Here is a 22,912-nt window from a genome sequence, read left to right as displayed (position 1 = left end):
GATAAAAACAAATGACAGCTGCATACGAATACGAAACACACGACTATGACGTGGTTGTTGTCGGCGCCGGCGGCGCCGGTTTGCGCGCCACTCTGGGCATGGCCGAGCAGGGCCTGCGCACGGCTTGTGTCACCAAGGTTTTCCCGACCCGCTCGCACACGGTTGCGGCGCAGGGCGGTATTGCTGCGTCCCTGTCGAACATGGGACCAGACCATTGGCAGTGGCACATGTATGACACCGTCAAGGGCTCGGACTGGTTGGGTGACACCGACGCGATGGAGTATTTGGCGCGTGAGGCACCAAAGGCGGTGTACGAACTGGAACATTACGGGGTTCCATTCAGCCGCACTGAAGAAGGCAAGATCTATCAGCGCCCGTTCGGTGGCCATACTACTGAATTCGGCGAAGGCCCCGCCGTGCAGCGGACCTGTGCCGCCGCTGACCGGACCGGTCACGCGATCCTGCACACGCTGTACGGTCAGTCGCTGAAGAACAATGCCGAGTTCTATATTGAATATTTCGCCATCGACCTTGTGATGTCCGATGACGGGCAATGCCAGGGCGTCGTTTGCTGGAAGCTGGACGATGGCACGATGCATGTCTTCAACGCCAAGATGGTGGTGCTGGCAACCGGCGGCTATGGCCGCGCCTATTTCAGCGCGACATCGGCCCATACCTGCACCGGCGACGGTGGAGGCATGGTGGCCCGCGCGGGTCTGGCCCTGCAGGATATGGAGTTCGTACAGTTCCACCCGACCGGCATCTACGGCTCGGGCTGCCTGATCACCGAAGGCGCACGGGGCGAAGGTGGTTATCTGACCAACTCAGAAGGCGAACGGTTCATGGAGCGTTACGCGCCCCAATACAAAGACCTTGCGCCACGCGATTATGTCAGCCGTTCGATGACGATGGAGATCCGCGAAGGTCGCGGTCATGGCGACAATGGCGACCACATTCACCTGAACCTCAGCCACCTTCCCGCCGAAGCGTTGGCTGAACGACTGCCGGGGATTTCGGAATCCGCGCGCGTCTTTGCCGGTGTTGATGTCACCAAAGAGCCGATCCCGGTTCTGCCGACCGTCCACTACAACATGGGCGGTATCCCGACGAACTATTGGGGCGAAGTTCTGAACCCGACCGCAGATGATCCGACCGCAGTTGTTCCGGGCCTGATGGCGGTGGGTGAGGCCGGATGTGCCTCGGTCCACGGTGCGAATCGTCTGGGGTCCAACTCGCTGATCGACCTCGTTGTGTTTGGCCGCGCGGCTGCGATCCGGGCGGGTAAGGTTGTCGATGCCGACGCGCCGAACCCGGTGCTGAACCAAGCTTCGGTCGATAAGGCATTTGACCGGTTTGATGCTGTTCGCAACGCTAGCGGGTCTATCCCAACGGCTGACCTGCGGCTTGAGATGCAGAAAACCATGCAGGCCGACGCAGCCGTTTTCCGGACTGCCAAGACCATGGCTGAAGGCGTCGATAAGATGACGGCGATCGCTGCCAAGATGGATGACCTAAAGGTTACTGACCGCTCGTTGGTTTGGAACAGTGATCTGATGGAAACGCTGGAACTCACCAACCTGATGCCAAGCGCGCTTGCCACCATTGTCGGGGCCGAGGCGCGTAAGGAATCCCGTGGTGCCCACGCGCATGAGGACTTCACCGAGCGTGACGATGAAAACTGGCGCGTTCACACGGTCAGCCGGGTTGAAGGCAACAAGGTTGAACTCAGCTATCGCCCCGTTATCGTCGATCCTCTGACCACCGAGGATGAAGGCGGCATCAGCCTGAAGAAAATCGCGCCCAAAGCGCGGACGTTCTAAGGAGAGGAACTTATGGTACAACTGACCCTCCCCAAGAATTCCCGGATCACCACCGGTAAGACATGGCCAAAGCCCGAAGGCGCAACCAATGTGCGCAAGTTCCAGATTTATCGCTGGAACCCGGATGACGGACAGAACCCGCGTGTTGATACGTATTTCGTTGATATGGATAGCTGCGGCCCGATGGTTCTGGACGCGCTGATCAAGATCAAGAATGAGATTGATCCCACTCTGACTTTCCGCCGGTCCTGCCGCGAAGGGATTTGCGGGTCGTGCGCGATGAATATCGACGGGATCAACACGCTGGCCTGTATCTATGGTATGGATGAGATCAAGGGCGACGTGAAAATCTATCCGCTGCCGCACATGCCGGTGGTCAAGGACCTGATTCCTGACCTGACCCATTTTTATGCGCAACACGCATCCATCATGCCGTGGCTGGAAACCAAGACCAACCGCCCGGCGAAAGAATGGAAGCAGTCTATCGAAGATCGCAAAAAGCTGGACGGACTGTATGAATGCGTGATGTGCGCAAGCTGCTCGACCTCATGCCCCAGCTACTGGTGGAACGGCGACCGTTACCTTGGCCCCGCAGCATTGCTGCACGCCTATCGCTGGATCATCGACAGCCGGGATGAGGCAACCGGTGAGCGTTTGGATGAGCTGGAAGATCCGTTCAAGCTGTACCGCTGTCACACGATCATGAACTGCGCCAAGACTTGCCCTAAAGGTCTGAACCCGGCCAAGGCGATTGCTGAGATCAAGAAGATGATGGTCGAACGCGCAGTTTAAGGTGCGCAAAATCAGTGCTTGCCGCCTTGCGGCAAGCGCATGGCGAGGTTGCAAAACAATGCGATGCAGCCTTCCTTGCTCGGCACTATCTTGTGCGCAGGGAGGAGTGATTCAACCGTAAAAGGGATCGCTCCGATGCAGGATCAAAACCAAAAAACCAAAGCAGACGAAGCGCTTGAGGCGCTGGAACAGGCTTGGACCTATTACACGCCGGAACCTGTCGCGTCTGACACCCACGAACCAGACTTGTTCGAATATGCGAACGCCGCTTGAACGCATTTAAAGAATGGGCAATGCATAAGTATGCCCATTCTATTGCTTTTGCTGGCCGCTGGCGTTTTTGCGTATTTCATCTGGCGGTCACGAACATCATCTTTGACACGTGACTGCCGCTGGCGTCAGCACCGTAAGGAGGGTGTCTGGATTTGCGCCTATTGCGGGGCGCAACAGGTAGGGGCTGATAGCCCTAAAACCTGCCTAAGGAAGTAATCTCAAAAGGATACCCTGATCGTCACGTCATGTTTAGGCGGCGTTTGGGAACGCCGCACGCAGAGCGATTTCAACCATGTCGCCAAAGCTGCTTTCCCGATCGGATGCGGGCAGAGCCTCACCGGTTAGCAGGTGATCGGATACGGTCAGAACGGCCAGAGCCCGGCACTTGTGCCGTGCGGCCAGAATGTAAAGCTCGGCCGCTTCCATTTCGACGCCAAGAATTCCGTGACGGACCATCTGTTCGTTAAGGTCGGGCCGTTCATCATAGAACACGTCCGAGGAATAGATTCCCCCGATGTGGGTCGGCGTACCGCTGGCCTCGGCCGCTTGAGCGGCTGCTTGCAGCAGACCCCAATCCGCGCAGGGCGCAAAGTTGAGTTCCTTCATGATGCCACGCGATGGGGTGCTTAGTGTTGTCGAAGTCATTGCCAGAATGACATCGCGGACATTGACACTATCTTGCATTCCCCCACACGATCCGATCCGGATCAGCGTCTTTGCGCCAAAGTCGCGAATTAATTCGTTCGCGTAGATCGACAATGATGGCATTCCCATTCCGCTGCCTTGAATGGAAACGGGGTTTCCTTTCCAGGTTCCGGTAAACCCAAGCATGCCGCGCACATTATTGACTTGTTTCGCGTTATCCAAAAATGTTTCCGCCGCCCATTTTGCCCGATAAGGATCACCCGGCAATAAAACAGTTTCTGCGATTTCGCCTTTTTCAGCGCCAATATGAATCGTCATTTGTTTTTTATTCCAATCAGATTTCCAGATCCGAGATACTTGCACCAGACTTAAGCGCGTCGTGTATCCATTGCGGCTTGCGCCCCCGACCAGACCAGGTTTGTGAGGGGTCGGCGGGGTTGCGGTACTTGGCCTTGGCCTTAAACCCTTTTCCCGATGCAGCGCCGTCTGCAGCCAATTCAGACAAAGAGAACCCGTATTGAGCAGCGGCCTGTTCAGCGGCTTTCAATGCTTCTTGCCGTTCCCGTATTTCCGCCTTCTTTAGCGCCTTTTCGATTCTATCACGCAGTTTAATTAGTTCCTTGCGCGACATAACCTCGAGATTAATTGTCATTATTATTCTCCATGCCATGCCCGAATGGGCAGCCTCCCTTAAGGCGCACTTTAAGCGCAGGCATGGGTTTTACCTATCCCCTTTACCAAAGGGAATAGGCATACCGATAAAAGAAACGAGAGGGTCGGTTATTCCGCTGCCAAATTTTGCGGATCAGCCAGAGTGATAATGTCGCCCATTATCGTATTCAGCTCGAAATTCTTTGGCGTGTAGATTTTCGCGACGCCCATAGCTGTCAGTTTTGCTGCATCTTCATCAGGAATAATCCCGCCGACGACAACAGGGATATCCGTCAGGCCAGCCTCTTGCAGTCGGGTCATGACGTCCTGAACCAACGGGATGTGGCTGCCAGACAAGATCGACAATCCAATGACGTGTGCCTTGTCTTCGGATGCGGCCGCGACGATTTCCTCGGGCGTCAGGCGAATACCTTCATAGCTGATATCCATGCCGCAATCGCGTGCCCGGAAGGCGATTTGTTCGGCCCCGTTGGAATGGCCGTCCAGACCGGGTTTGCCAACTAGGAACTTCAGGCGGCGCCCCAATTGATCACTAACCGCGTCAACGGCGGCACGCAGGTCATCCAGGCCTTCGGTCTTGTTGGACACAGACCCTGAAACCCCTGTCGGGCCGCGATAGGTGCCGTAGACTTTGCGCATTTCTTCGGCCCACTCACCTGTGGTTACACCCGCTTTGGCGGCGGCAATCGACGGCTCCATGACGTTGGCGCCCGTCTGTGCGGCGTTGCGGAGTGCAGCCAGTGCTGTGGTTACTGCCGCCTCGTCACGTTGAGTGCGCCATTCGTTCAGGCGGTCGATCTGCTCCTGTTCGACCGCCGGATCGACAACCATGATGCCGCCATCCTCGGTCTGAAGGGGCGAAGCTTCGCCGTCGGTCCATTTGTTCACACCGACCACAACAGTTTCGTTCCGCTCAATCCGGTTCAGGCGCTCGGCGTTCGAGTCGACGAGGCGGGACTTCATGTATTCGATCGACGCGACCGCACCACCCATCGAATCCAGGTTGGCCAGTTCGGCGCGCGCGCCTTCTTTCAACTCTTCGACCTTGGCATCCACGGCGGGATTGCCTTCGAACAGGTCGTCATATTCCAGCAGGTCGGTTTCATAGGCCAGAATCTGCTGCATCCGCATGGACCATTGCTGATCCCACGGTCGGGGCAGGCCCAACGCCTCGTTCCACGCAGGCAACTGCACGGCACGGGCACGGGCTTTCTTGGACAGGGTCACAGCCAGCATCTCGATCAGAATACGATAGACGTTGTTTTCAGGCTGCTGTTCCGTCAGACCCAAAGAGTTCACCTGCACGCCATACCGGAAGCGGCGGAACTTTGGATTTTCGACGCCGTAGCGGTCCTGCAGAATCTCATCCCACAGGTCGACAAAGGCGCGCATCTTACACATCTCGGTCACAAATCGGATGCCTGCGTTCACGAAGAACGAAATCCGACCACAGAGCGCCGGGAAATCCTCGGCCGGGACGCGCGGGCGCAATTCGTCCAGAACGGCGATTGCGGTAGCCAACGCATAGGCCAGCTCTTGTTCAGGTGTCGCGCCAGCCTCTTGCAGGTGATAGGAACACACATTCATCGGGTTCCATTTTGGCACGTTGGAATAGCAATACTCGGCCACATCCGCGATCATCTTGAGAGACGGTTTGGGCGGGCAAACATAAGTGCCGCGGCTAAGGTATTCCTTGATCAGATCGTTCTGAACGGTCCCTTGCAGTTTCGAGACATCCGCGCCCTGTTCCTCGGCGACTGCAATATAGAGCGCCAGCAACCAAGGAGCGGTTGCGTTGATGGTCATCGAGGTGTTCATCTGTTCCAACGGAATCTGGTCAAACAGAACCCGCATGTCGCCCAGATGGCTGATCGGCACACCCACCTTGCCAACCTCGCCGCACGCCAGGATATGGTCACTGTCGTAACCGGTTTGCGTCGGCAGATCGAAGGCCACGGAAAGGCCGGTCTGACCCTTGGCAAGGTTCCCACGGTACAGCGCGTTCGATGCCTTGGCGGTGGAATGACCGGCATAGGTTCGGATGAGCCAGGGGCGATCTTTCTGCGTCTGCGTCATAACGTGCCTCGTATCTCAGGTGGGTAAGAAAATTACGTCCATGGGTTCTAAAGCGCAATTTTCGGGATATGTCAATTCGCTGCGACGCGGCATTCTGGCTTGTTCTGATTGTAGGACGCAACGTTTGCTGGCAGGGTGCGCGCATGACTCAGACCGTTGAGCTTCCGCTTTGGCTATTTTTGCTGATCCTGGTGTTTGCCGCGGTCACGTTGGCATCGCATTTCCTGTTCCCATCCGTGCGGTGGTTCTTTCGGCGTCGTCTGGAACGCGCGGTCAAGCGCCTGAACGAACGGCTTCAACGACCGATACAGCCGTTCAAGCTGGCTGAACGTCATGACATGATTCAGCGCCTGATCTACGATCCTCAGGTGGGGCAGGCGGTGCAGGATCATTCACGCGAAACAGGCGTCCCCGAGGCGGTCGCATTCGAGCAGGCGCGAAAATATGCGCGTGAGATCGTGCCATCCTTTTCCGCAGTTGCCTATTTCAGCTTTGCGATCAGATTGGCGCGGATGCTGAGCAACGCGTTCTATGATGTGCGCCTTAGCTATCAGGACGAAGAGGTCATCAAGAATATTGATCCAGACGCGACCGTTGTGTTCGTGATGAATCACCGAAGCAATATGGACTATGTTCTGGTGACCTACCTGGCGGCCCAGCACTCTGCCCTGTCGTATGCCGTTGGTGAGTGGGCGCGGGTCTGGCCTCTTAGCCGGTTGATCCGGGCGATGGGGGCTTACTTTATTCGGCGCAGATCGGGCAGTGAACTTTATCGTCAGGTGCTGGCCTGCTACGTGCGACATGCAACCGAAGCCGGGGTGACACAGGCCATGTTCCCAGAGGGGGGGCTAAGCCTGACCGGGGCATTGGGGCGTCCGAAGCTGGGACTTTTGAAATATATTCTGGATGGCACCAGTCCAGAAGGGAAAGACGTCGTCTTTGTTCCGGTGGCCCTGAATTATGACCGTGTGTTAGAGGATACGATTCTGACCAAAGCAGCCCTTGGAAGGGACCGGCGTTTTCGTGCCCGGATCGGGGTGATCACCGGTTGGATCATGAAACAGATTGGCCGAAAGCTGATCGGGCGGTACACGCGATTTGGCTTGGCCTCGGTCCGGTATGGTCAGCCGATTTCTTTGCGGGACTTCCGATCAGATCACGACCGGGATGTCATGACAGACCTTGCCCGCGCCTTGATGGGTCAAATCCGCGACGCGATTCCTTTGGTTCCCTTGCCTGCCATCTGCAAACTGATTCAAGAACGCGGGGAATTGCTGGAAGACGACGTGCGCATCTTCGTGTCCGAACTCATGCGACGTGACGGAACTTTGGTAGGCCCCGAGGATACAGCAATCACGCAGGCTTTGGACCAACTCGTGCAGCGGCGCATTCTGAAACAGGTGGACGGGAAAATATCTCAATCCGGCCAAAGGGTTGACCTGTTGAACTATTACGCGGCGTCCGCGCCCATAGATGTCGCAGGCATGAATGCTGCGATAGCAAAGTAAATTTCTGCATCTGCTGGGTCATAAAATTACAAAATAGGTGCAAATTCTATTGCAATGTTGCTCAATGCCCAATATCTCATCTGTTAATGCTGCGATTCTGCATCGCGGCGAAGGGTTGAAATAATAGGAGGCCAACATGGCTCTGGACACCGAAAGCGGTATCGCGTCCTACGACGCGCCGGAAAAAGACCTCTATGAGATGGGCGAAATCCCTCCGATGGGATTTGTTCCAAAGAAAATGTATGCATGGGCGATCCGCAAAGAACGCCATGGTGAGCCGGACACGGCAATGCAGCTTGAAGTGGTTGATGTTCCCAAGCTGGACAGCCACGAGGTGCTGGTTCTGGTTATGGCCGCCGGTGTGAACTATAACGGCGTTTGGGCGTCGCTGGGTAAGCCGATCAGCCCGTTTGACGGCCATGGTCAGCCTTTCCATATCGCGGGTTCCGATGCATCGGGCATCGTGTGGGCCGTTGGTGACAAGGTTAAGCGCTGGAAAGTGGGCGACGAGGTCGTGATCCACTGCAACCAGGATGATGGTGACGACGAAGCGTGTAACGGTGGTGATCCGATGTATTCGGACAGCCAGCGGATCTGGGGCTATGAGACGCCCGACGGTTCGTTTGCTCAGTTCACCAACGTGCAGGCACAGCAGTTGATGCCGCGCCCCAAGCACCTGACCTGGGAAGAAAGCGCCTGTTACACACTGACGCTGGCAACTGCTTACCGGATGCTGTTCGGGCACGAGCCGCATGACCTGAAGCCCGGCCAGAACGTACTGGTCTGGGGTGCCTCGGGCGGTCTGGGGTCCTATGCTATCCAGTTGATCAACACCGCTGGTGCAAACGCGATCGGTGTGATCTCGGATGAAAGCAAGCGTGACTTTGTGATGGGCCTTGGTGCCAAGGGCGTTCTGAACCGCAAAGACTTCAACTGCTGGGGTCAACTGCCCACGGTGAACACACCGGAATATGCCGAGTGGTTCAAAGAAGCCCGCAAATTCGGCAAGGCGATCTGGGACATCACTGGCAAGGGTGTGAACGTCGACATGGTCTTCGAACACCCCGGTGAAAGCACATTCCCGGTGTCGACCTTCGTGGTGAAAAAGGGCGGCATGGTTGTGATCTGCGCAGGGACCACCGGCTATAACCTAACCTTCGATGTGCGTTACATGTGGATGCACCAGAAGCGTTTGCAAGGTTCACACTTTGCTCACTTGAAACAGGCGTCAGCCGCGAACCAGTTGATGGTCGAGCGTCGTCTGGATCCGTGCATGTCCGAAGTGTTCTCGTGGAATGAACTGCCCGAAGCGCACATGAAGATGATGCGGAACGAGCACAAGCCAGGCAACATGTCGGTTTTGGTTCAGGCACCGCGGACAGGAATGCGTACACTGGAAGAGGTTCTGGACGCACGCAGCTAAACCGGCTGAATCCTAAACAGTTTCGCCCGCGAATCGTTGTTTCGGTTCGCGGGCGTTTTCTATTTCATCCATATCTTTTTGTTTCAATAAGTTACCGAAGCGCTGCCCCCTATTTTGGGGGAGTAGAAACCGGTGAATAGGGCAAAAAACATCCCGCATGCTATAGTTGTGTTAACCCTTCGTTAACCCTTTCGGAGCGACCCTAGATGGCGAGAAATGAGTGGATACTGGACGTTCTGTCGGACCTCAACGCCTTTGCGGTTGAGAACGGTCTGACCGCGCTTGCCGAACAGTTGGATGACACCAAACTGATCGCCGCAGCCGAGATTGCGTCCGCGAGCAATGAGGCACGGGCACCCGCGGATGGGAATACAACTCGATTTGAGTCAAGTTCTGGAGGACTTGGAAAACACCAGCACGCTTGACGAACTTGGCGACGTCGCCGTTCGTCTTCGCGACAGGCTGCAGATCGAACATATCATTTACCATTGGGTTGACGGGGCCGGTGATCAATACGGTTATACGACGTATCCTGATCGGTGGGCCGAAAGATACCGAGAGAAAAACTACCACCGAATTGACCCTGTGATTTTGGGGTGTTTCCAAAGATTCCATCCTGTTGACTGGAAGACATTGGATTGGTCGGGAAAGGTCGCAAAGAACTTCTATAAAGATGCACTGGAACACGGGGTAGGTAATCAGGGCTATTCGATCCCGATCCGTGGCCCGAACGGGCAATTCGCGTTGTTTACGGTAAATCACTCATGTGACGATGACACCTGGAAAGGCTTCATGGAAACCCATGGGCGCGAGTTGATCCTGATTGCGCATTTTTTCAACCGCAAGGCGCTGGAGTTTGAAAGTGACAGGCAGCCGGACGCGACACGCGGGCTGTCTCCACGAGAAGTGGATGCCATGACCTTGCTGGCGCTGGGCTATAATCGGGCGCAGGTGGCCCATTCCCTGTCAATCTCAGAGCATACGCTGCGTGTTTATATCGAAAGCGCCCGGGCCAAGCTTGGGGCGCAGAACACAACCCACGCCATCGCAACGGCGCTAAGCCGAGGATTAATAGTGGTTTAACGGTCGGACGCTCCTCGAACGGGAAATTAACTACGGCTTTGTAGCCCCTTCGTTCCTGCACAGGACGACAAGGGGAAAAAGTCATGTTGCGTTATTTGTTCGCGGATGAATTGCATAAGTTTCCGAAACTGGCCGCCGGGATGTTCCATGATCGCGCGGATCAGTTCAAAACCCGGTTGGGCTGGGATGTTCACGTCAATGAAAACGGAGAGGAGCGGGATCAATACGACGATCTGAACCCGCTTTATGTCATCTGGGAGGAAGAGGACGGCAATCACGGCGGATCCATGCGGGTCTTGCCGACAACGGGCCGGGTTATGGTGAATGAGGTCTTCGGGCATCTGACAGGGGGTGAACCGATCAATAGCCCCCTGATCTGGGAAGTGACCCGCTTTTGCCTGTCCCGCACCGCTAGCCCTCATACCGCCGGGGCAATCATGTTGAGTGGGGGTGAAATTATGGAAGGGTTCGGCCTGACCCATATTGCGGGTGTTTTTGATGCGCGGATGATTCGGATCTATCGCCTTATTGGGTCGTCGCCGATCGTTCTGGGCTCCGAAGGTAAAGGCCGTGACCAGATTTCCGTCGGGTTTTGGCCCTATTCGGCTGAAGACTGTTATCGGGTTGCAGAGCGCGCGGGTATCCCGCGCGAATTGTCCCGGCTGTGGTTCAAGACCGCGTTCGGGACCGGGCGGCAACACCGATTTGCCTTGTCCGCCTGAAGCGCGCGAAAACGTAATTCCGTATCTGGTGATAGCTGGCGCGGCCCTGTAGGGTCGCGCCATGTCTTTGCCCCCCGTGACCTTCTCTGACGATCAGGCCGCCGCCTATGACAGCATCGCCGAGATGCTCAAATCCGCCGGAGTTGATTTGGATGACGACGCCCTGCTAAAGCTTCCCGGCAACGGAAAATCCGGTGTCATGGCGGTTATCGGTAAGGCGGGTTCCGGGAAGACCCTATTGCTGGCCGAACTTTACAAGGCCCTTGCAGAAACGGGCGTTCAGGTTGTCTCGGGCGATTTCGAAAGCCGCAAGGCCCGCGAAAAGCGCAGCTTGGCCATCCTTGCGCCGACCAACAAGGCAGCAAGTGTGTTGCGCCTGCGCGGGGTGCCCGCGACGACGATCCATCGTATCCTCTATACGCCGGTATATGATCCGGAATACGAACGCATCGCCGAATGGCTGGCAGGCAATGATGAACGCCCCGAGATCGAAGGGCTGACGGACGAAGCGCTGGACCGCGCGGCTGCGTTTTATCAGAACAACAAATCCATTCCCGGCGCTTTGGCGGCCGCAGGGTTGCGCGGGTCCGATTTCATAACGGGCTGGAAACGTCGGGATGAACCTCTTGATATCGGGTTCGTGGACGAGGCCTCGATGTTGGATGATCGCCAGTTCGAGGACCTGCAAGAGATTTTTCCAACACTTTTACTGTTTGGTGATCCCGCTCAGTTGGCCCCGGTCAATCAATCCGGCAGCATGGTGTTTGATGCGCTGCCCGAGCCGCGAAAACAGATTTTGCACCGGGTTCACAGACAGACTGCGGATAACCCTATTCTGGACCTCGCTCATGCGCTGGCAGACCCGCAGATGGGTTTTGAAGATTTCGAACGGCTGGTCGAACAGACCGCCCAAAAGGATGAGCGTGTTGTCTGGGGGCAAAGAGTCGAAGTTGATCTGATGGCTCGCAGCCCCGTTCTGGTCTGGCGCAATGCGACGCGTATCCGTCTGATTCAGGCGTTCCGGCACGTCCACGGCGCCCCCGACACCGAGTTGTTGGAGGGTGAGCCGTTGATCTGCGACGGGATTGAGTTGCCCTTGAAACATCGCAAAAAGCGTCTGGACCTTGAGGCGCGCGGGCTGATCAAGGGTGCGCAGGTCATCTATCTGGGGCCGGGGCGTAAACCGGGGTTTTCCCGGTTGCACGTCATGGGGGCCGAAGACCCGCAGGTCAGCGCTGCGTCGATTGTTAAAATTGAGATGCCGGATGAGGAAGAGCCCTTTATCCCCTATGCCGCGCGAATGGGCGCAACCTTTCTGCATGGGGCCGCTGTGACGATCCATAAGGCGCAGGGATCGCAATGGGACACGGTTCAGGTCTTTGCCCCGGACATATATGCAGCCGCCCGGATGGGCCGGACAGAGGCCGGGCAGCCGTTGTGGAAGCGGTTGGCCTATGTGGCCATCACCCGCGCGCAAGAGAGATTGATCTGGGTGGTGCGCAACCGGTTGGCGAAACCCTCGCATCCATTGCGTGTGGATGATCTACGCGCAGTTCCGGCGGCCTCGCTGACATTGGAGGCGGAAGACACATGAAGACCATCATCGTCACAGGGGCCAGCGCAGGTATCGGTCGCGCGACGGCCGAGCTATTTCTGGATGAGGGGTGGACCGTTGGGCTTTTGGCGCGCAGCGCGGATACTTTGGCGACGATGGCCAATGGCCGATCTAACGCTGTTCCCTTGCCGGCGGATGTGACCGAGCCCGAGGCGGTTTCGGGCGCGTTCAACCGCTTTCTGGACAAAGCCGGACGATTGGATGTGCTGTTCAACAACGCGGGAATTTTTGCACCCGGCGGAACGATTGACGAAATCGCGCTGGAAGATTGGTACCAAAGCGTCAACGTCAACCTGAATGGGATGTTCCTGTCTGCGCGCGAGGCGTTTCGGATCATGCGGCACCAAACCCCGCAGGGTGGCCGGATCATCAATAACGGTTCGATTGCAGCGCATGTGCCGCGCCCGAACTCGGTCCACTATTCAGCGACGAAACATGCAATCACCGGTTTGACCCGCAGCCTGTCTTTGGATGGGCGCGACTTCGGGATTGCCTGCGGCCAGATTGATATCGGCAACGCGCGGACGCAGATGGTTCAGGGATTGGTCGACAATGCGATCGCGGCGGGCGAGCAGCCCGACCCAACCATGGCAGTTGAGGATGCGGCCCGGTCCGTGCTTCACATGGCGTCCTTGCCGGCTGAGGCCAATGTGCAGTTCATGACCGTGATGGCGACAACCATGCCCTATATCGGTCGCGGGTAACCTTTAGTTCTCGCGCAGCAAACGGAAAGCGGTGGACGCGCCCCAGCCCGCAGCAATGGCAATCACCAGAGACATCAGCCCGTACCAGACCGGTTGCTGGCGGGACATGTTGTAAAGGAACCGCTCCAGACCGACTTTGCGAACGTCGATCGTCGTTTCGAACTGAGAAATCACGCGGCCGTCACGGGTAAGGAAAATTCGCGCGGTATAGTCGCCTTCGGTCAGGTCGGCGGGCATTGCGATCGAAGTTCGAAACAGGGTTTGCTCGTCCACGGCCACTGTGTCTTCGCGGATCGAGTAAAGCCCTTCATCTTCGCGGATGCGGACGACGGCATCGGCAAAGTCCTGTGCGCTTCGGATATGCATCGCTGCACCAACGGACCGGATGGCGCGTTCAATTGAAATTCTGTATCGCAGATCCTCGGTATCCGATAGAATGTCATCCAGCGGCGCACTGGTGGCAACGGCATAGAAGCTGGGCGCGAGGTCAACCAGAACGCTGTCGGTATTTACCCAAATTCCCAGCTTGCGTTCCTTGCGTCTGACCATGACAGGGCTCGAGGGGCCAGCAACGGCCACAATGACCTCCAGCGGCGGGCCCGAGGGGATGGGAGTTTCACGTTTGACCGCGCCAAAGATCAGGATTTCGGAACCATCAAATGTGGCAGTGATGGCCACGCGGTCATGACTTAGGCCAAGCACGACCTGCTCATCCTCGGCAAGTGCAGGGGTGACGCATAACGCAAAAAGCAGGATCAGCCGTTTCAGCATGATCAATGCCCCCCTTCCGTGCCAAGCGAATAAAGCTCGGAAGGTTCGATCAGCAAATCCAGGGCCAGTTTGCCGCAAACAACCAGAACCAGCGCCGCCAGAAGCACGCGCAACTGTTCCGCAGGCATCCGTGATCCGATCACTGTTCCGATCTGCGCACCGACAACCCCGCCGACCAAAAGCAGGACGGCCAGTACGATATCCACCGTATAGTTGGTGGTCGCATGTAGCATTGTGGTAAAGCCGGTCACAAAGATGATCTGGAACAGCGACGTTCCAACAACGACCTTTGTAGGCATCCCCAGCAGATAGATCATCGCGGGCACCATGATAAATCCGCCGCCGACACCCATGATTGCAGACAGAACACCGACGCACAGGCCGACCAGCATGGGCGGGATGACCGAGATATACAGGCCCGAGGTGCGGAACCGCATCTTGAACGGCATCGCGTGAACCCAACCGCGCTGCCGCCGGGGGGCTGGGGCACCGCCGCCCTTCTTTGATTTGCGCAATGCGTTCAGGCTCTCGACGAACATCAGGCTGCCGACGACCCCAAGAAAGACGACATAGCACAGCGTCACCAGCAGATCGACCTGGCCCAGACTTTTGAGATAGTTAAAGACGACCACCCCAAGCGCCGCACCGATCAACCCCCCTGTCAGAAGGACCGTGCCCATTTTGAAGTCCACAGTTCGTCGTCGGAAATGCGCCAGAACGCCGGAAAACGAAGAGGCGACGATCTGGTTGGCTTCGGTCGCCACGGCCACGGCCGGGGGAATTCCGATAAAGAACAACAGCGGCGTCATCAGAAAGCCGCCGCCGACACCAAACATGCCCGACAAGATGCCAACCATCCCGCCCAGCCCTAGCAACAGAAAGGCGTTCACAGAGACTTCGGCGATTGGTAGATATATCTGCATGACTATTTAACGGTTGAGGCTGGATGCATCGCAGGCTGCGACACGGTCCGGCAATAAGTGACGTGGTTGCGCATTAACGCGTTCAGAGGCAGTGAAAAAGCTTGGCGACCCGGCTGTGATCCGTCCGATCAAAACACCGGGGTTGAGCAAAGGAAATTGCGATACCGCCGCTTCCCAATTGTGTTCCAGTGCGCCCGGATCCCCGGTGGGTCTTTGTTCGAGGCCGGATATCACAGGAAACACGCGCATACCTCTTTAGAACCTTTGCGGCATGCAAAATCAACTCTGCATGCCGCTCTGCAGCGAACAGGACTGAAACATGTCCATATCTGGACTTATCAGCGCTCTTTCACATAAGGCTCGCCACCTGCGCGCGGTGGGATTGCTTTGCCCACAAACCCGGCCAGAATGACCACGGTCAGGATATAGGGCAGGGCGTCCATGACCTGCACAGGAATGACAACTCCGCCAAGGTCGATATTCTGGAACCTCAACGCCACGGCCTGCAGCAGGCCGAACAACAGGCAGGCCCACATCGCGTGCCACGGGCGCCATTTTGCAAAGATCAACGCAGCCAGTGCGATAAAGCCGCGCCCGGCTGTCATCTCTTTGACGAACCCGGCCTGCAGGGCGGTGGCCAGATACGCTCCGGCAATACCACACAAGACGCCGCAGATCGCGACGGCTGCGAATCGAAGGCCAACAACGGAAACGCCGGCCGTATCCACCGCTGCAGGGTTTTCGCCCACAGCACGCAGGCGGAGGCCAAATCGGGTGCGATACAGAATCCACCACGTTGCAGGGACCATCAGGAATGCGACGTAGACAAGAATTGAGTGCCCCGACAGCAATTCGGAATAGATAGGTCCGATAATGGGAACGCCGCTCAGGGCGTCTGCGAAGGGGAAATTGATCGGCTCAAAACGGCCGCCGCCAAACAGCGACGGGGTGCGGCCGCCCTGCTGAAACCAGCTTTGGGCGATCAGGACAGTCAGCCCCGACGCCAGAAAGTTGATGGCGACCCCCGAAATAAGCTGATTGCCCCGGAACGTGATAGATGCCACGCCGTGCAGCGCCGACAGGATCAGCGAAGCCCCGATACCTGCCAGAAGGCCCAGCCAGACCGAACCGGTCACAGCAGCCACAGCAGCCGAGAAGAAGGCCGCCATCAGCATCTTGCCTTCCAGACCGATGTCAAAAATACCCGCCCGCTCGGAATAAAGCCCTGCCAGACATGCCAGCAGCAAGGGCGTCGCCAGACGGATGGTGGAATCGAGGACCTGGATGAGCGTTACGAAGAACTCCATCACTGCGCTCCTTTCCGCAGGCTGAGGAACAGCTTTTCAAGCGGCATCCGAACCATGTTGTCCAGTGCTCCGGTGAACAGGATCACAAGGGCCTGGATAACAACAATCAGCTCGCGCGGGATCGAGGTCCACAACGCCAGTTCCGCGCCGCCCTGATACAGAAAGCCGAACAGGAGCGCAGCAAGGAACACGCCAAACGGATGAGATCGACCCATCAGGGCCACAGCGATCCCGATGAAGCCTGCGCCCTCGGTCGAGTTCAGAACCAGACGTTCGGCCTCGCCCATTACGTTGTTGATGGCCATCATGCCGGCCAGCGCGCCCGAAATCAGCATCGCGATGATGGTGATACGCACGGGTGAAATTCCGGCATAGACGGCACCGGTTTCGGAATGGCCGTAGGCGCGGATTTCGTACCCCAGCCGAGTGCGCCAGATCAGTGCCCAGACCACGACACAGGCCAGCAAAGCCACAAAGAACGAGATATTCGCAGGCGCTCCGCGGAACAGGGCATTCTCGGCGGTCGAGAACATCGACTGGAAAGTCGGCAGATGCACAGTTTCGGGGAAGCGTGCCGTCGCGGGATCTTGCGAGCCCTGCGGACGCATCACGTTGACCAGCATATAGTTCAGAAACGCGGCGGCGATGAAATTAAACATGATCGTGGTGATCACGATATGGCTTCCACGCTTTGCCTGCAGATAGGCCGGAATTGCAGCCCACATCGCGCCAAACAGCGCCGAGCCGACACATGCGGCCAGCAAAGCGATGCTCCAATGTGGCCAGTCAATATACAGACAGACCATGGCAACACCCAGCCCGCCCAGCATAGCCTGCCCTTCGCCGCCGATATTGAACATCCGGGCGTGAAAGGCGACGGCCACCGCCAACCCGGTGAACATGAAGTTGGTCGCGTAGTACAGGGTGTAGCCCCAGCCATAAGTGGACCCCAGCGCGCCGGTAACCATTAGGTTCACAGCCTCGACCGGGTTTTCTCCGATGGCGAGGATGACCAGCGCCGACAGGATTGCGGCCAGTATCAGACTGATCAGCGGGATCAGAATGACGTCGGCCCATTTGGGCATTTTATCCATACTACGCGGCCTCTCCCGCAACACCGGCCATCAGCAGGCCCAGTTCTTTTTCGTCCGTTTCATGGGGCAGACGCTCACCCATGATATGTCCGTCGAACATCACCGCGATCCGGTCGGACAGCGAGAATATCTCTTCCAGTTCGACAGAAACCAGCAGGATTGCCTTACCCTGATCACGCAGGGCAACGATCTGTTTGTGAATGAACTCGATCGCCCCGATATCCACGCCTCGCGTGGGCTGACCGACCAATAACAGGTCGGGGTTGCGCTCGATTTCGCGGGCGACGACGATCTTTTGCTGGTTACCACCCGAGAAATTCTTGGCGGCCAGCCACCCATCCGGCGGCCGGACGTCAAATTTTTCGATCTTACGCTCAGTGTCTGCACGCAGGGCGGCGTTATCCATGAAGATGCCGCGCTTATACGCGCGATCCCGGTGATAGCCGAACGCCACGTTTTCCCACGCGTGGAAGTCCATGATCAGACCTTCGCGCTGACGGTCCTCGGGCACATGGGCGATGTGTTGCGCGCGCCGGGCCTGCCCGTCCGATCCAGCACCACTCAGTGCCAGAGGAGAGCCATTCAGCTTGATCGAACCAAGGCCGGGGCGCATTCCCCCCAATACCTCCAGCAACTCGGACTGGCCATTTCCGGCGACACCCGCGATGCCCACGATCTCGCCTGCGCGTACGGTCAGATCAATGCCTTTGACGCGTTCGACACCGGCCTCATCGACGACCCGCAGGTTTTCGATTTCCAGAATGGGTTTGCCCGGTTGTGCGGGCACCTTGTCGACCTGCAACAGGACCTTGCGGCCCACCATCAGCTCGGCCAATTCCTGTGGGTTGGTCTCGGCCGTTTTGACGGTTGCCGTCATCTGGCCGCGCCGCATCACGGAAACGGTGTCTGTGGCCTCCATAATCTCGCGCAGCTTGTGGGTGATCAGGATAATGGTCTTACCCTCGGCACGCAGGCGGTCCAGAATGCGGAACAATTGATCCGCTTCGGCCGGCGTCAACACACCCGTAGGTTCATCCAGGATCAGAATTTCGGCCCGGCGGTACAGGGCCTTAAGGATTTCCACACGCTGCTGCATCCCCACACCAATCTCATCGATGCGTTTGTCAGGGTCCACGAACAGCTCATACTCTTCTTCAAGGGCTTTCAGTTCCTTGCGCGCCTTTGACAGCGACGGGGCCAGCAGCCCGCCATCCTCGGCGCCCAGAACGATGTTTTCCAGAACGGTGAAGTTTTCCACCAGCTTGAAATGCTGGAACACCATCCCGATGCCGGCTGCGATCGCTGCCTGACTGTCCGGGATGTCGGTTTTGGTACCGTTGATCCAGATCTCGCCCTTATCGGCTTTGTAAAAGCCGTAGAGGATGCTCATCAGCGTGGATTTGCCCGCACCGTTTTCACCGATGATCCCATGGATCGTACCGGGGGCAACGCTGATCGAGATGTCTTTATTGGCCTGAACCGGCCCAAAGGCTTTGGAAATCCCTTTGAGCTCAATGGCGGGGACGGTCATGTCTTGTCCTTGGGTTGCCGAAAGGCCGCGATGCACAACGCGGCAAAGTGGGTGCGAGGCGGAGGTCAGCCCCCGCCTCGGGCTATATCAGAACTGCAGTGCCGGGCAGGTGTCGTTCTCGTAGTACGCAACCACATTGATGTCGCCATCAATGATGCCCTTGCGTGCGGCCTCGACGGCATCCGCCATCTGTGCCGAGACCAGTTCCTTGTTGTTGTCATCCATGGCAACACCAACACCGTCTTCGGCAAGACCCATGGTGAACACGCCGGTTTCGACGTCTTCGCCTGCGGTCATTGCGTCATAAACCGCAACGTCCACACGTTTCAGCATCGAAGTCAGAACCTTGCCCGGGTGCAGGTGGTTCTGGTTGCTGTCCACGCCAATCGACAGGATGCCTTCGTCGGCGGCGGTTTGCAGAACGCCAACGCCGGTGCCACCCGCAGCCGCGTAGATCACGTCAGCGCCTTGGCTAATCTGCGCCTTGGTCAGTTCCGAGCCCTTCACCGGGTCATTCCATGCGGCAGGGGTGGTGCCGGTCATGTTGGCAACCACTTCGATATCAGGGTTCACTGCCTTGGCACCTTGCGCGTAGCCGCAGCCAAAGTGACGGATCAGCGGGATATCCATGCCACCGATGAAACCAACGGTGCCGGATTCAGACGCCATGGCCGCCATCATGCCAACCAGATAGGAGCCTTCATGCTCAGCAAAGCTGACCTGACGAATATTCGGTGCATCCAGCCAGTTCACGTCAACGGCAACAAACTTGGTGTCCGGATAGTCGCCTGCAACAGCGGCAAGCGGGTCGGCCATCGCAAAGCCCATGGTGATGATCGGGTTCGCGCCTGCTTCGGCAAAGCGGCGCAGTGCCTGCTCGCGCTGCGCTTCGGATTGAAGCTCAATCTCGCGGTATGTGCCGCCGGTCTTGTTGGCCCAACGCTGTGCGCCGTTATGTGCGGCTTCGTTGAACGATTTGTCGAACTTGCCACCTAGGTCAAAGATCAGGGCCGGTTCGGCCAATGCGGCACCCGCAGTCAGAGCGACGGCGGCGGCAGCGCCCATCAAGGATTTCATCAGGCTCATTTCATACTCCCGTTTGTTATTGTCGGTCGGAGCCAAAATAGCCCCGTTCACCCACTATGAGCGAGCATAACTCTTGTGATGGCGGGAATTAAGGCCGTTTGCAACAGCCGCGGTCAACAGATTTTTGACCATCTGGTCGAATTAATTCGCTGCCCGATGTCAGGTCAGGGTGAATTCCATGACAACGGCATCAATTTTATTATTGTTTTCCTGCTGGTAATACCCTTTGCGCAACCCGCAGGGGCGGTATCCAATCTGTTCATATAGAGCAATCGCAGGAGAGTTGTTCTTGGCCACTTCCAGAAACGAACGGGATGCGCCTAAATTTTTGGCTTTGGTGTGCCATTCGTTCATACGCAGTTTTGCCAGCCCCTGACGCTGAAGTGTGGGGTGCGTTGCAATGGTGATCAATTCCGCTTCGTCCGCGATCACCTGAAACAGAGCGAAAGATTTTGAAATTCCAACGACATGCGTGAACCGTTTTGACAGTAATTCGGCGAACTCTGCAGCCGTCCAAGGGCGGGATTGCGTGAACGCTGCCGCATGAGTTTCGGCCAGTTCTTCCGGTGTCATTCGTCCAGCAATGCCGGTGGAACGTCCCGTGAAGGGGCGGCATCGGCCGACCTTATGTAAAGAGGTGCCGGAGGTTCAGTCACAGTTCGCCACCGATGCGCCGCGATGCGTGCGATGGCCCGGACCTGTTGATCGGCGTCATCATTGAAGGCCAGCGGGCCAAGTGATTCTGCGGATTCCAGAGTTTGTAGTGTGGGACCGGTTTCCGGGGTCGAGATATATACCTGCTCTCGCGGCGCGCGGATTGCTGGAATTCTGTCCTGAAAATCCGCTGACAGTGCTTCGAAGCCCGACACACCAACTGCAGGAACCCCAAGACCAAGGGCTAGCCCGCGCGCAGCGGAAACCGAAATACGAATACCAGTGAAATTGCCCGGCCCGATCCCGACGCCAATTGCGGACAGATCACTCCATGTGCGCCCAGCTTCTGCAAGACCCTCTTCCAGTAAGGGCATGAGGCGTTCGGCCTGGCCGCGGGTCATGGCCTCGACCTTTGACGTGACAATGTGGTCGCCCTGCAACAAAGCGGCCGCGCAATGCGCGGCCGATGTGTCGAAAGCCAGAATAACCGGTTCAGACGGCAACTGGGCGAACCTCGGTCACTTCGGGAATGTAGTGGCGCAGAAGGTTCTCGATCCCCATTTTCAACGTCAAAGTCGAGGATGGGCAGCCCGCGCAGGCGCCTTGCATGTGCAGATAGACAACGCCCCGGTCAAATCCGTGGAAGGTAATGTCGCCCCCATCCTGCGCGACGGCAGGCCGAACGCGGCTGTCCAGAAGGTCTTTGATCTGGTTCACAACCTCAGCATCTTCACCGGTGTGTTCTGCATGGCCAGAAGCTGTGGCCGCGTCCGACGCCATGACCGGCTGGCCGGATTGATAGTGCTGCATGACCGCGCCAAGAATGGCCGGTTTGATATGATCCCACTGCACGTCATCCGATTTGGTGACGGTCACGAAATCGTTGCCAAAGAAAACGCCGGTCACGCCATCAACGGTAAAGATACGGCTCGCCAGAGGCGATTTTTCTGCCGCTTCCGCTGTTGGAAAGTCTGCGGTGCCAACCTCCAGCACGGTCTGGCCGGGCAGGAATTTCAGCGTTGCAGGGTTCGGCGTGGATTCTGTCTGGATGAACATGGCGCGGCTCCGTTTTCGTTGCTCATGATATGCGGGTCCGCGCGCAGGAAGTCAAGATTTGGAACCGTTCTAAATTGCAGCAGCAAACCTGACCGCATCCTCCAACCGATCATCCCCCCAAAACAGTTCCCCGCCCACCAGAAAGCTGGGAGCGCCAAACAGCCCATTATCCTGTGCCGTTTTTGTCTGTGTTATAAGCGCCGCCTTGACTGCGGGGTCCTGCGTCTTGTCGAGCAGGTCCTGCGATAATCCGGTTTCGGCAAGGCATGCGCGCAATACAGCGTCGTCCGCGATGTTTTGCCCGTTTGCAAACTCTGCCGAATACACCGCGCGGCTGAGCGCAGCCCTTTGCGCGTGATCTTCGATGGCCAACGTAAGCCGTGCCGCCTTCAAGCCGTTTTGTGGAAATGGATCGGGTCGTTGGAAGGGCAAGTTTCGCTGCGCCGTCAGTCGTTCCATGTCACGCCACATGTAGCGGCCCTTGGCCGGGTACAGGTTGAACGGAGAATTATCCCACCCCTGCGACGCGAAAATTGGCCCCAGCAGAAACGGCTGCCATTCGACGGTGACCCCGTGGTTGGTCGCGACGTCCTCGACACGCATCGCACAGAGGTAAGAATAGGTCGAAGCGTATTCGAACCAGAACTGAATGCTATGCGGCATGGTTAGGCCTCAGGTGATTTCTTCCAGCTTTTCCTTGCTCAGATCGCCGGGAACAATCGTGATCGGAATGGGCATACTGCCAGAATTCTTGGTGAGTTGGGTTACCAAAGGCCCGGGGCCTTTCTTTTCGACACCAGCGCCCAGCACCAGCACGCCGATCTCGGGGTCGGACTGCACGTGTTCTATGATCTGCGCCACCGGTTCGCCTTCGCGAATGGCCAACTCCGGGTCGACGCCCTGTTTGTCGCGCATCCATTTGGCGAAAACTTCATAATGGGCGTGGATACGTTCGCGGGCTTCCTCGCGCATTACCTCGGCCACTCCGATCCAATGGTTGAATTCATCGGGGGGAATGACCGACAGGATCGTTACACCGCCGCCCGTATGGGCCGCACGCATCGCTGCAAACCGCATCGCGTTCAGGCATTCGCGGCTGTCATCCAATACGACCAGGAACTTACGCATGGGTGTCCTCATTCATTTCGGGCGATCAT

At 57.3% G+C, this 22,912-nt stretch carries 24 protein-coding genes; 10 read left to right on the top strand and 14 right to left on the bottom strand.

Annotated elements, in window-relative coordinates; genetic code table 11:
• Positions 1-11 precede the first annotated feature (11 nt).
• From sdhA to RUESEDTHA_RS04660, 3 genes are all read left to right on the top strand, one after another.
• On the top strand, positions 12-1,820 hold the full coding sequence (gene sdhA, locus RUESEDTHA_RS04670) for a succinate dehydrogenase flavoprotein subunit (RefSeq protein WP_180884850.1): 1,809 nt from the start codon (positions 12-14) through the stop codon (positions 1,818-1,820).
• Positions 1,821-1,832: 12 nt separating this feature from the next.
• Complete coding sequence (locus RUESEDTHA_RS04665) at positions 1,833-2,612, top strand: succinate dehydrogenase iron-sulfur subunit (RefSeq protein WP_170414955.1); 780 nt, start codon at positions 1,833-1,835, stop codon at positions 2,610-2,612.
• 135 nt (positions 2,613-2,747) lie between these two features.
• Positions 2,748-2,885, top strand: a complete 138-nt coding sequence (locus RUESEDTHA_RS04660) for a hypothetical protein (protein ID WP_180884848.1) — start codon at positions 2,748-2,750, stop codon at positions 2,883-2,885.
• Positions 2,886-3,134: 249 nt separating this feature from the next.
• Here RUESEDTHA_RS04660 and deoD read toward each other — a convergent pair whose 3' ends face one another.
• The 3 genes from deoD to RUESEDTHA_RS04645 all read right to left on the bottom strand — a co-directional run bounded on the left by deoD (position 3,135) and on the right by RUESEDTHA_RS04645 (position 6,278).
• Positions 3,135-3,848, bottom strand: coding sequence for a purine-nucleoside phosphorylase (gene deoD, locus RUESEDTHA_RS04655; RefSeq protein WP_180884846.1), 714 nt, complete (start codon positions 3,846-3,848; stop codon positions 3,135-3,137).
• A 16-nt stretch (positions 3,849-3,864) separates the two neighbouring features.
• The gene (locus RUESEDTHA_RS04650; protein WP_180884844.1) at positions 3,865-4,182 is read right to left on the bottom strand and encodes an H-NS family nucleoid-associated regulatory protein; all 318 of its coding nucleotides are present in this window, start codon (positions 4,180-4,182) and stop codon (positions 3,865-3,867) included.
• A gap of 128 nt (positions 4,183-4,310) precedes the next feature.
• Positions 4,311-6,278, bottom strand: coding sequence for a protein meaA (locus tag RUESEDTHA_RS04645; protein WP_180884842.1), 1,968 nt, complete (start codon positions 6,276-6,278; stop codon positions 4,311-4,313).
• 143 nt (positions 6,279-6,421) lie between these two features.
• Between RUESEDTHA_RS04645 and RUESEDTHA_RS04640 the strand changes: the two genes are divergently transcribed.
• The 7 genes from RUESEDTHA_RS04640 (at position 6,422) to RUESEDTHA_RS04610 (ending at position 13,333) form a co-directional block, all read left to right on the top strand.
• Positions 6,422-7,786: a 1-acyl-sn-glycerol-3-phosphate acyltransferase gene (locus tag RUESEDTHA_RS04640; protein WP_180884839.1), complete on the top strand. Its 1,365-nt coding sequence runs from the start codon at positions 6,422-6,424 to the stop codon at positions 7,784-7,786.
• Positions 7,787-7,922: 136 nt separating this feature from the next.
• Complete coding sequence (gene ccrA, locus RUESEDTHA_RS04635) at positions 7,923-9,209, top strand: crotonyl-CoA carboxylase/reductase (protein ID WP_171122546.1); 1,287 nt, start codon at positions 7,923-7,925, stop codon at positions 9,207-9,209.
• 206 nt (positions 9,210-9,415) lie between these two features.
• Positions 9,416-9,634 (top strand): hypothetical protein, encoded by a 219-nt coding sequence (locus tag RUESEDTHA_RS04630; protein ID WP_171122368.1) that lies wholly within the window; start codon positions 9,416-9,418, stop codon positions 9,632-9,634.
• Positions 9,573-10,292 carry a LuxR family transcriptional regulator gene (locus RUESEDTHA_RS04625; RefSeq protein WP_180884836.1) on the top strand — a complete coding sequence of 240 codons (720 nt, stop codon included), beginning with the start codon at positions 9,573-9,575 and terminating at the stop codon, positions 10,290-10,292. Before RUESEDTHA_RS04630 ends, RUESEDTHA_RS04625 begins: the two co-directional genes overlap by 62 nt.
• Positions 10,293-10,375: 83 nt before the next feature.
• A complete protein-coding gene (locus tag RUESEDTHA_RS04620; protein WP_180884834.1) occupies positions 10,376-11,014 on the top strand; it encodes an acyl-homoserine-lactone synthase in 639 nt (212 codons plus the stop codon).
• Positions 11,015-11,075: 61 nt separating this feature from the next.
• The gene (locus RUESEDTHA_RS04615) at positions 11,076-12,608 is read left to right on the top strand and encodes an ATP-dependent RecD-like DNA helicase (RefSeq protein ID WP_180884831.1); all 1,533 of its coding nucleotides are present in this window, start codon (positions 11,076-11,078) and stop codon (positions 12,606-12,608) included.
• Entirely contained in the window at positions 12,605-13,333 is a 729-nt protein-coding gene (locus RUESEDTHA_RS04610) for an SDR family oxidoreductase (RefSeq protein WP_180884828.1), read from the top strand. Before RUESEDTHA_RS04615 ends, RUESEDTHA_RS04610 begins: the two co-directional genes overlap by 4 nt.
• A 3-nt stretch (positions 13,334-13,336) precedes the next feature.
• Here the strand turns inward: RUESEDTHA_RS04610 and RUESEDTHA_RS04605 are convergent, their stop codons facing one another.
• The 11 genes from RUESEDTHA_RS04605 to RUESEDTHA_RS04555 all read right to left on the bottom strand — a co-directional run bounded on the left by RUESEDTHA_RS04605 (position 13,337) and on the right by RUESEDTHA_RS04555 (position 22,883).
• Positions 13,337-14,104 (bottom strand): TIGR02186 family protein, encoded by a 768-nt coding sequence (locus RUESEDTHA_RS04605; RefSeq protein WP_180884825.1) that lies wholly within the window; start codon positions 14,102-14,104, stop codon positions 13,337-13,339.
• 2 nt (positions 14,105-14,106) lie between these two features.
• Complete coding sequence (locus tag RUESEDTHA_RS04600; RefSeq protein WP_171124458.1) at positions 14,107-15,027, bottom strand: sulfite exporter TauE/SafE family protein; 921 nt, start codon at positions 15,025-15,027, stop codon at positions 14,107-14,109.
• Between the two features lie 338 nt (positions 15,028-15,365).
• On the bottom strand, positions 15,366-16,334 hold the full coding sequence (locus RUESEDTHA_RS04595) for an ABC transporter permease (protein ID WP_180884823.1): 969 nt from the start codon (positions 16,332-16,334) through the stop codon (positions 15,366-15,368).
• Entirely contained in the window at positions 16,334-17,428 is a 1,095-nt protein-coding gene (locus RUESEDTHA_RS04590) for an ABC transporter permease (protein ID WP_180884821.1), read from the bottom strand. Before RUESEDTHA_RS04590 ends, RUESEDTHA_RS04595 begins: the two co-directional genes overlap by 1 nt.
• Before the next feature lies 1 nt (position 17,429).
• On the bottom strand, positions 17,430-18,959 hold the full coding sequence (locus tag RUESEDTHA_RS04585) for an ABC transporter ATP-binding protein (protein ID WP_180884819.1): 1,530 nt from the start codon (positions 18,957-18,959) through the stop codon (positions 17,430-17,432).
• An 87-nt stretch (positions 18,960-19,046) separates the two neighbouring features.
• Complete coding sequence (locus RUESEDTHA_RS04580) at positions 19,047-20,045, bottom strand: BMP family protein (RefSeq protein WP_180884817.1); 999 nt, start codon at positions 20,043-20,045, stop codon at positions 19,047-19,049.
• Between the two features lie 159 nt (positions 20,046-20,204).
• On the bottom strand, positions 20,205-20,618 hold the full coding sequence (locus RUESEDTHA_RS04575; protein ID WP_180884815.1) for a GNAT family N-acetyltransferase: 414 nt from the start codon (positions 20,616-20,618) through the stop codon (positions 20,205-20,207).
• Positions 20,615-21,202, bottom strand: coding sequence for a tRNA (adenosine(37)-N6)-threonylcarbamoyltransferase complex dimerization subunit type 1 TsaB (gene tsaB, locus RUESEDTHA_RS04570; protein ID WP_180884814.1), 588 nt, complete (start codon positions 21,200-21,202; stop codon positions 20,615-20,617). The genes RUESEDTHA_RS04575 and tsaB overlap by 4 nt, the downstream gene beginning before the upstream one ends.
• A complete protein-coding gene (locus RUESEDTHA_RS04565; RefSeq protein ID WP_180884812.1) occupies positions 21,192-21,755 on the bottom strand; it encodes a NifU family protein in 564 nt (187 codons plus the stop codon). Before RUESEDTHA_RS04565 ends, tsaB begins: the two co-directional genes overlap by 11 nt.
• A 69-nt stretch (positions 21,756-21,824) precedes the next feature.
• Complete coding sequence (locus RUESEDTHA_RS04560; protein WP_180884810.1) at positions 21,825-22,418, bottom strand: 2-hydroxychromene-2-carboxylate isomerase; 594 nt, start codon at positions 22,416-22,418, stop codon at positions 21,825-21,827.
• A 9-nt stretch (positions 22,419-22,427) separates the two neighbouring features.
• Positions 22,428-22,883, bottom strand: a complete 456-nt coding sequence (locus RUESEDTHA_RS04555; RefSeq protein ID WP_171122517.1) for a universal stress protein — start codon at positions 22,881-22,883, stop codon at positions 22,428-22,430.
• Between the last annotated feature and the right edge of the window lie 29 nt (positions 22,884-22,912).

It is taken from the genome of Ruegeria sp. THAF57 (assembly GCF_903914075.1).
In the GTDB taxonomy this organism is placed as follows: Bacteria; Pseudomonadota; Alphaproteobacteria; order Rhodobacterales; family Rhodobacteraceae; genus Ruegeria.
This window is presented reverse-complemented; position numbering and strand designations above follow the sequence as displayed.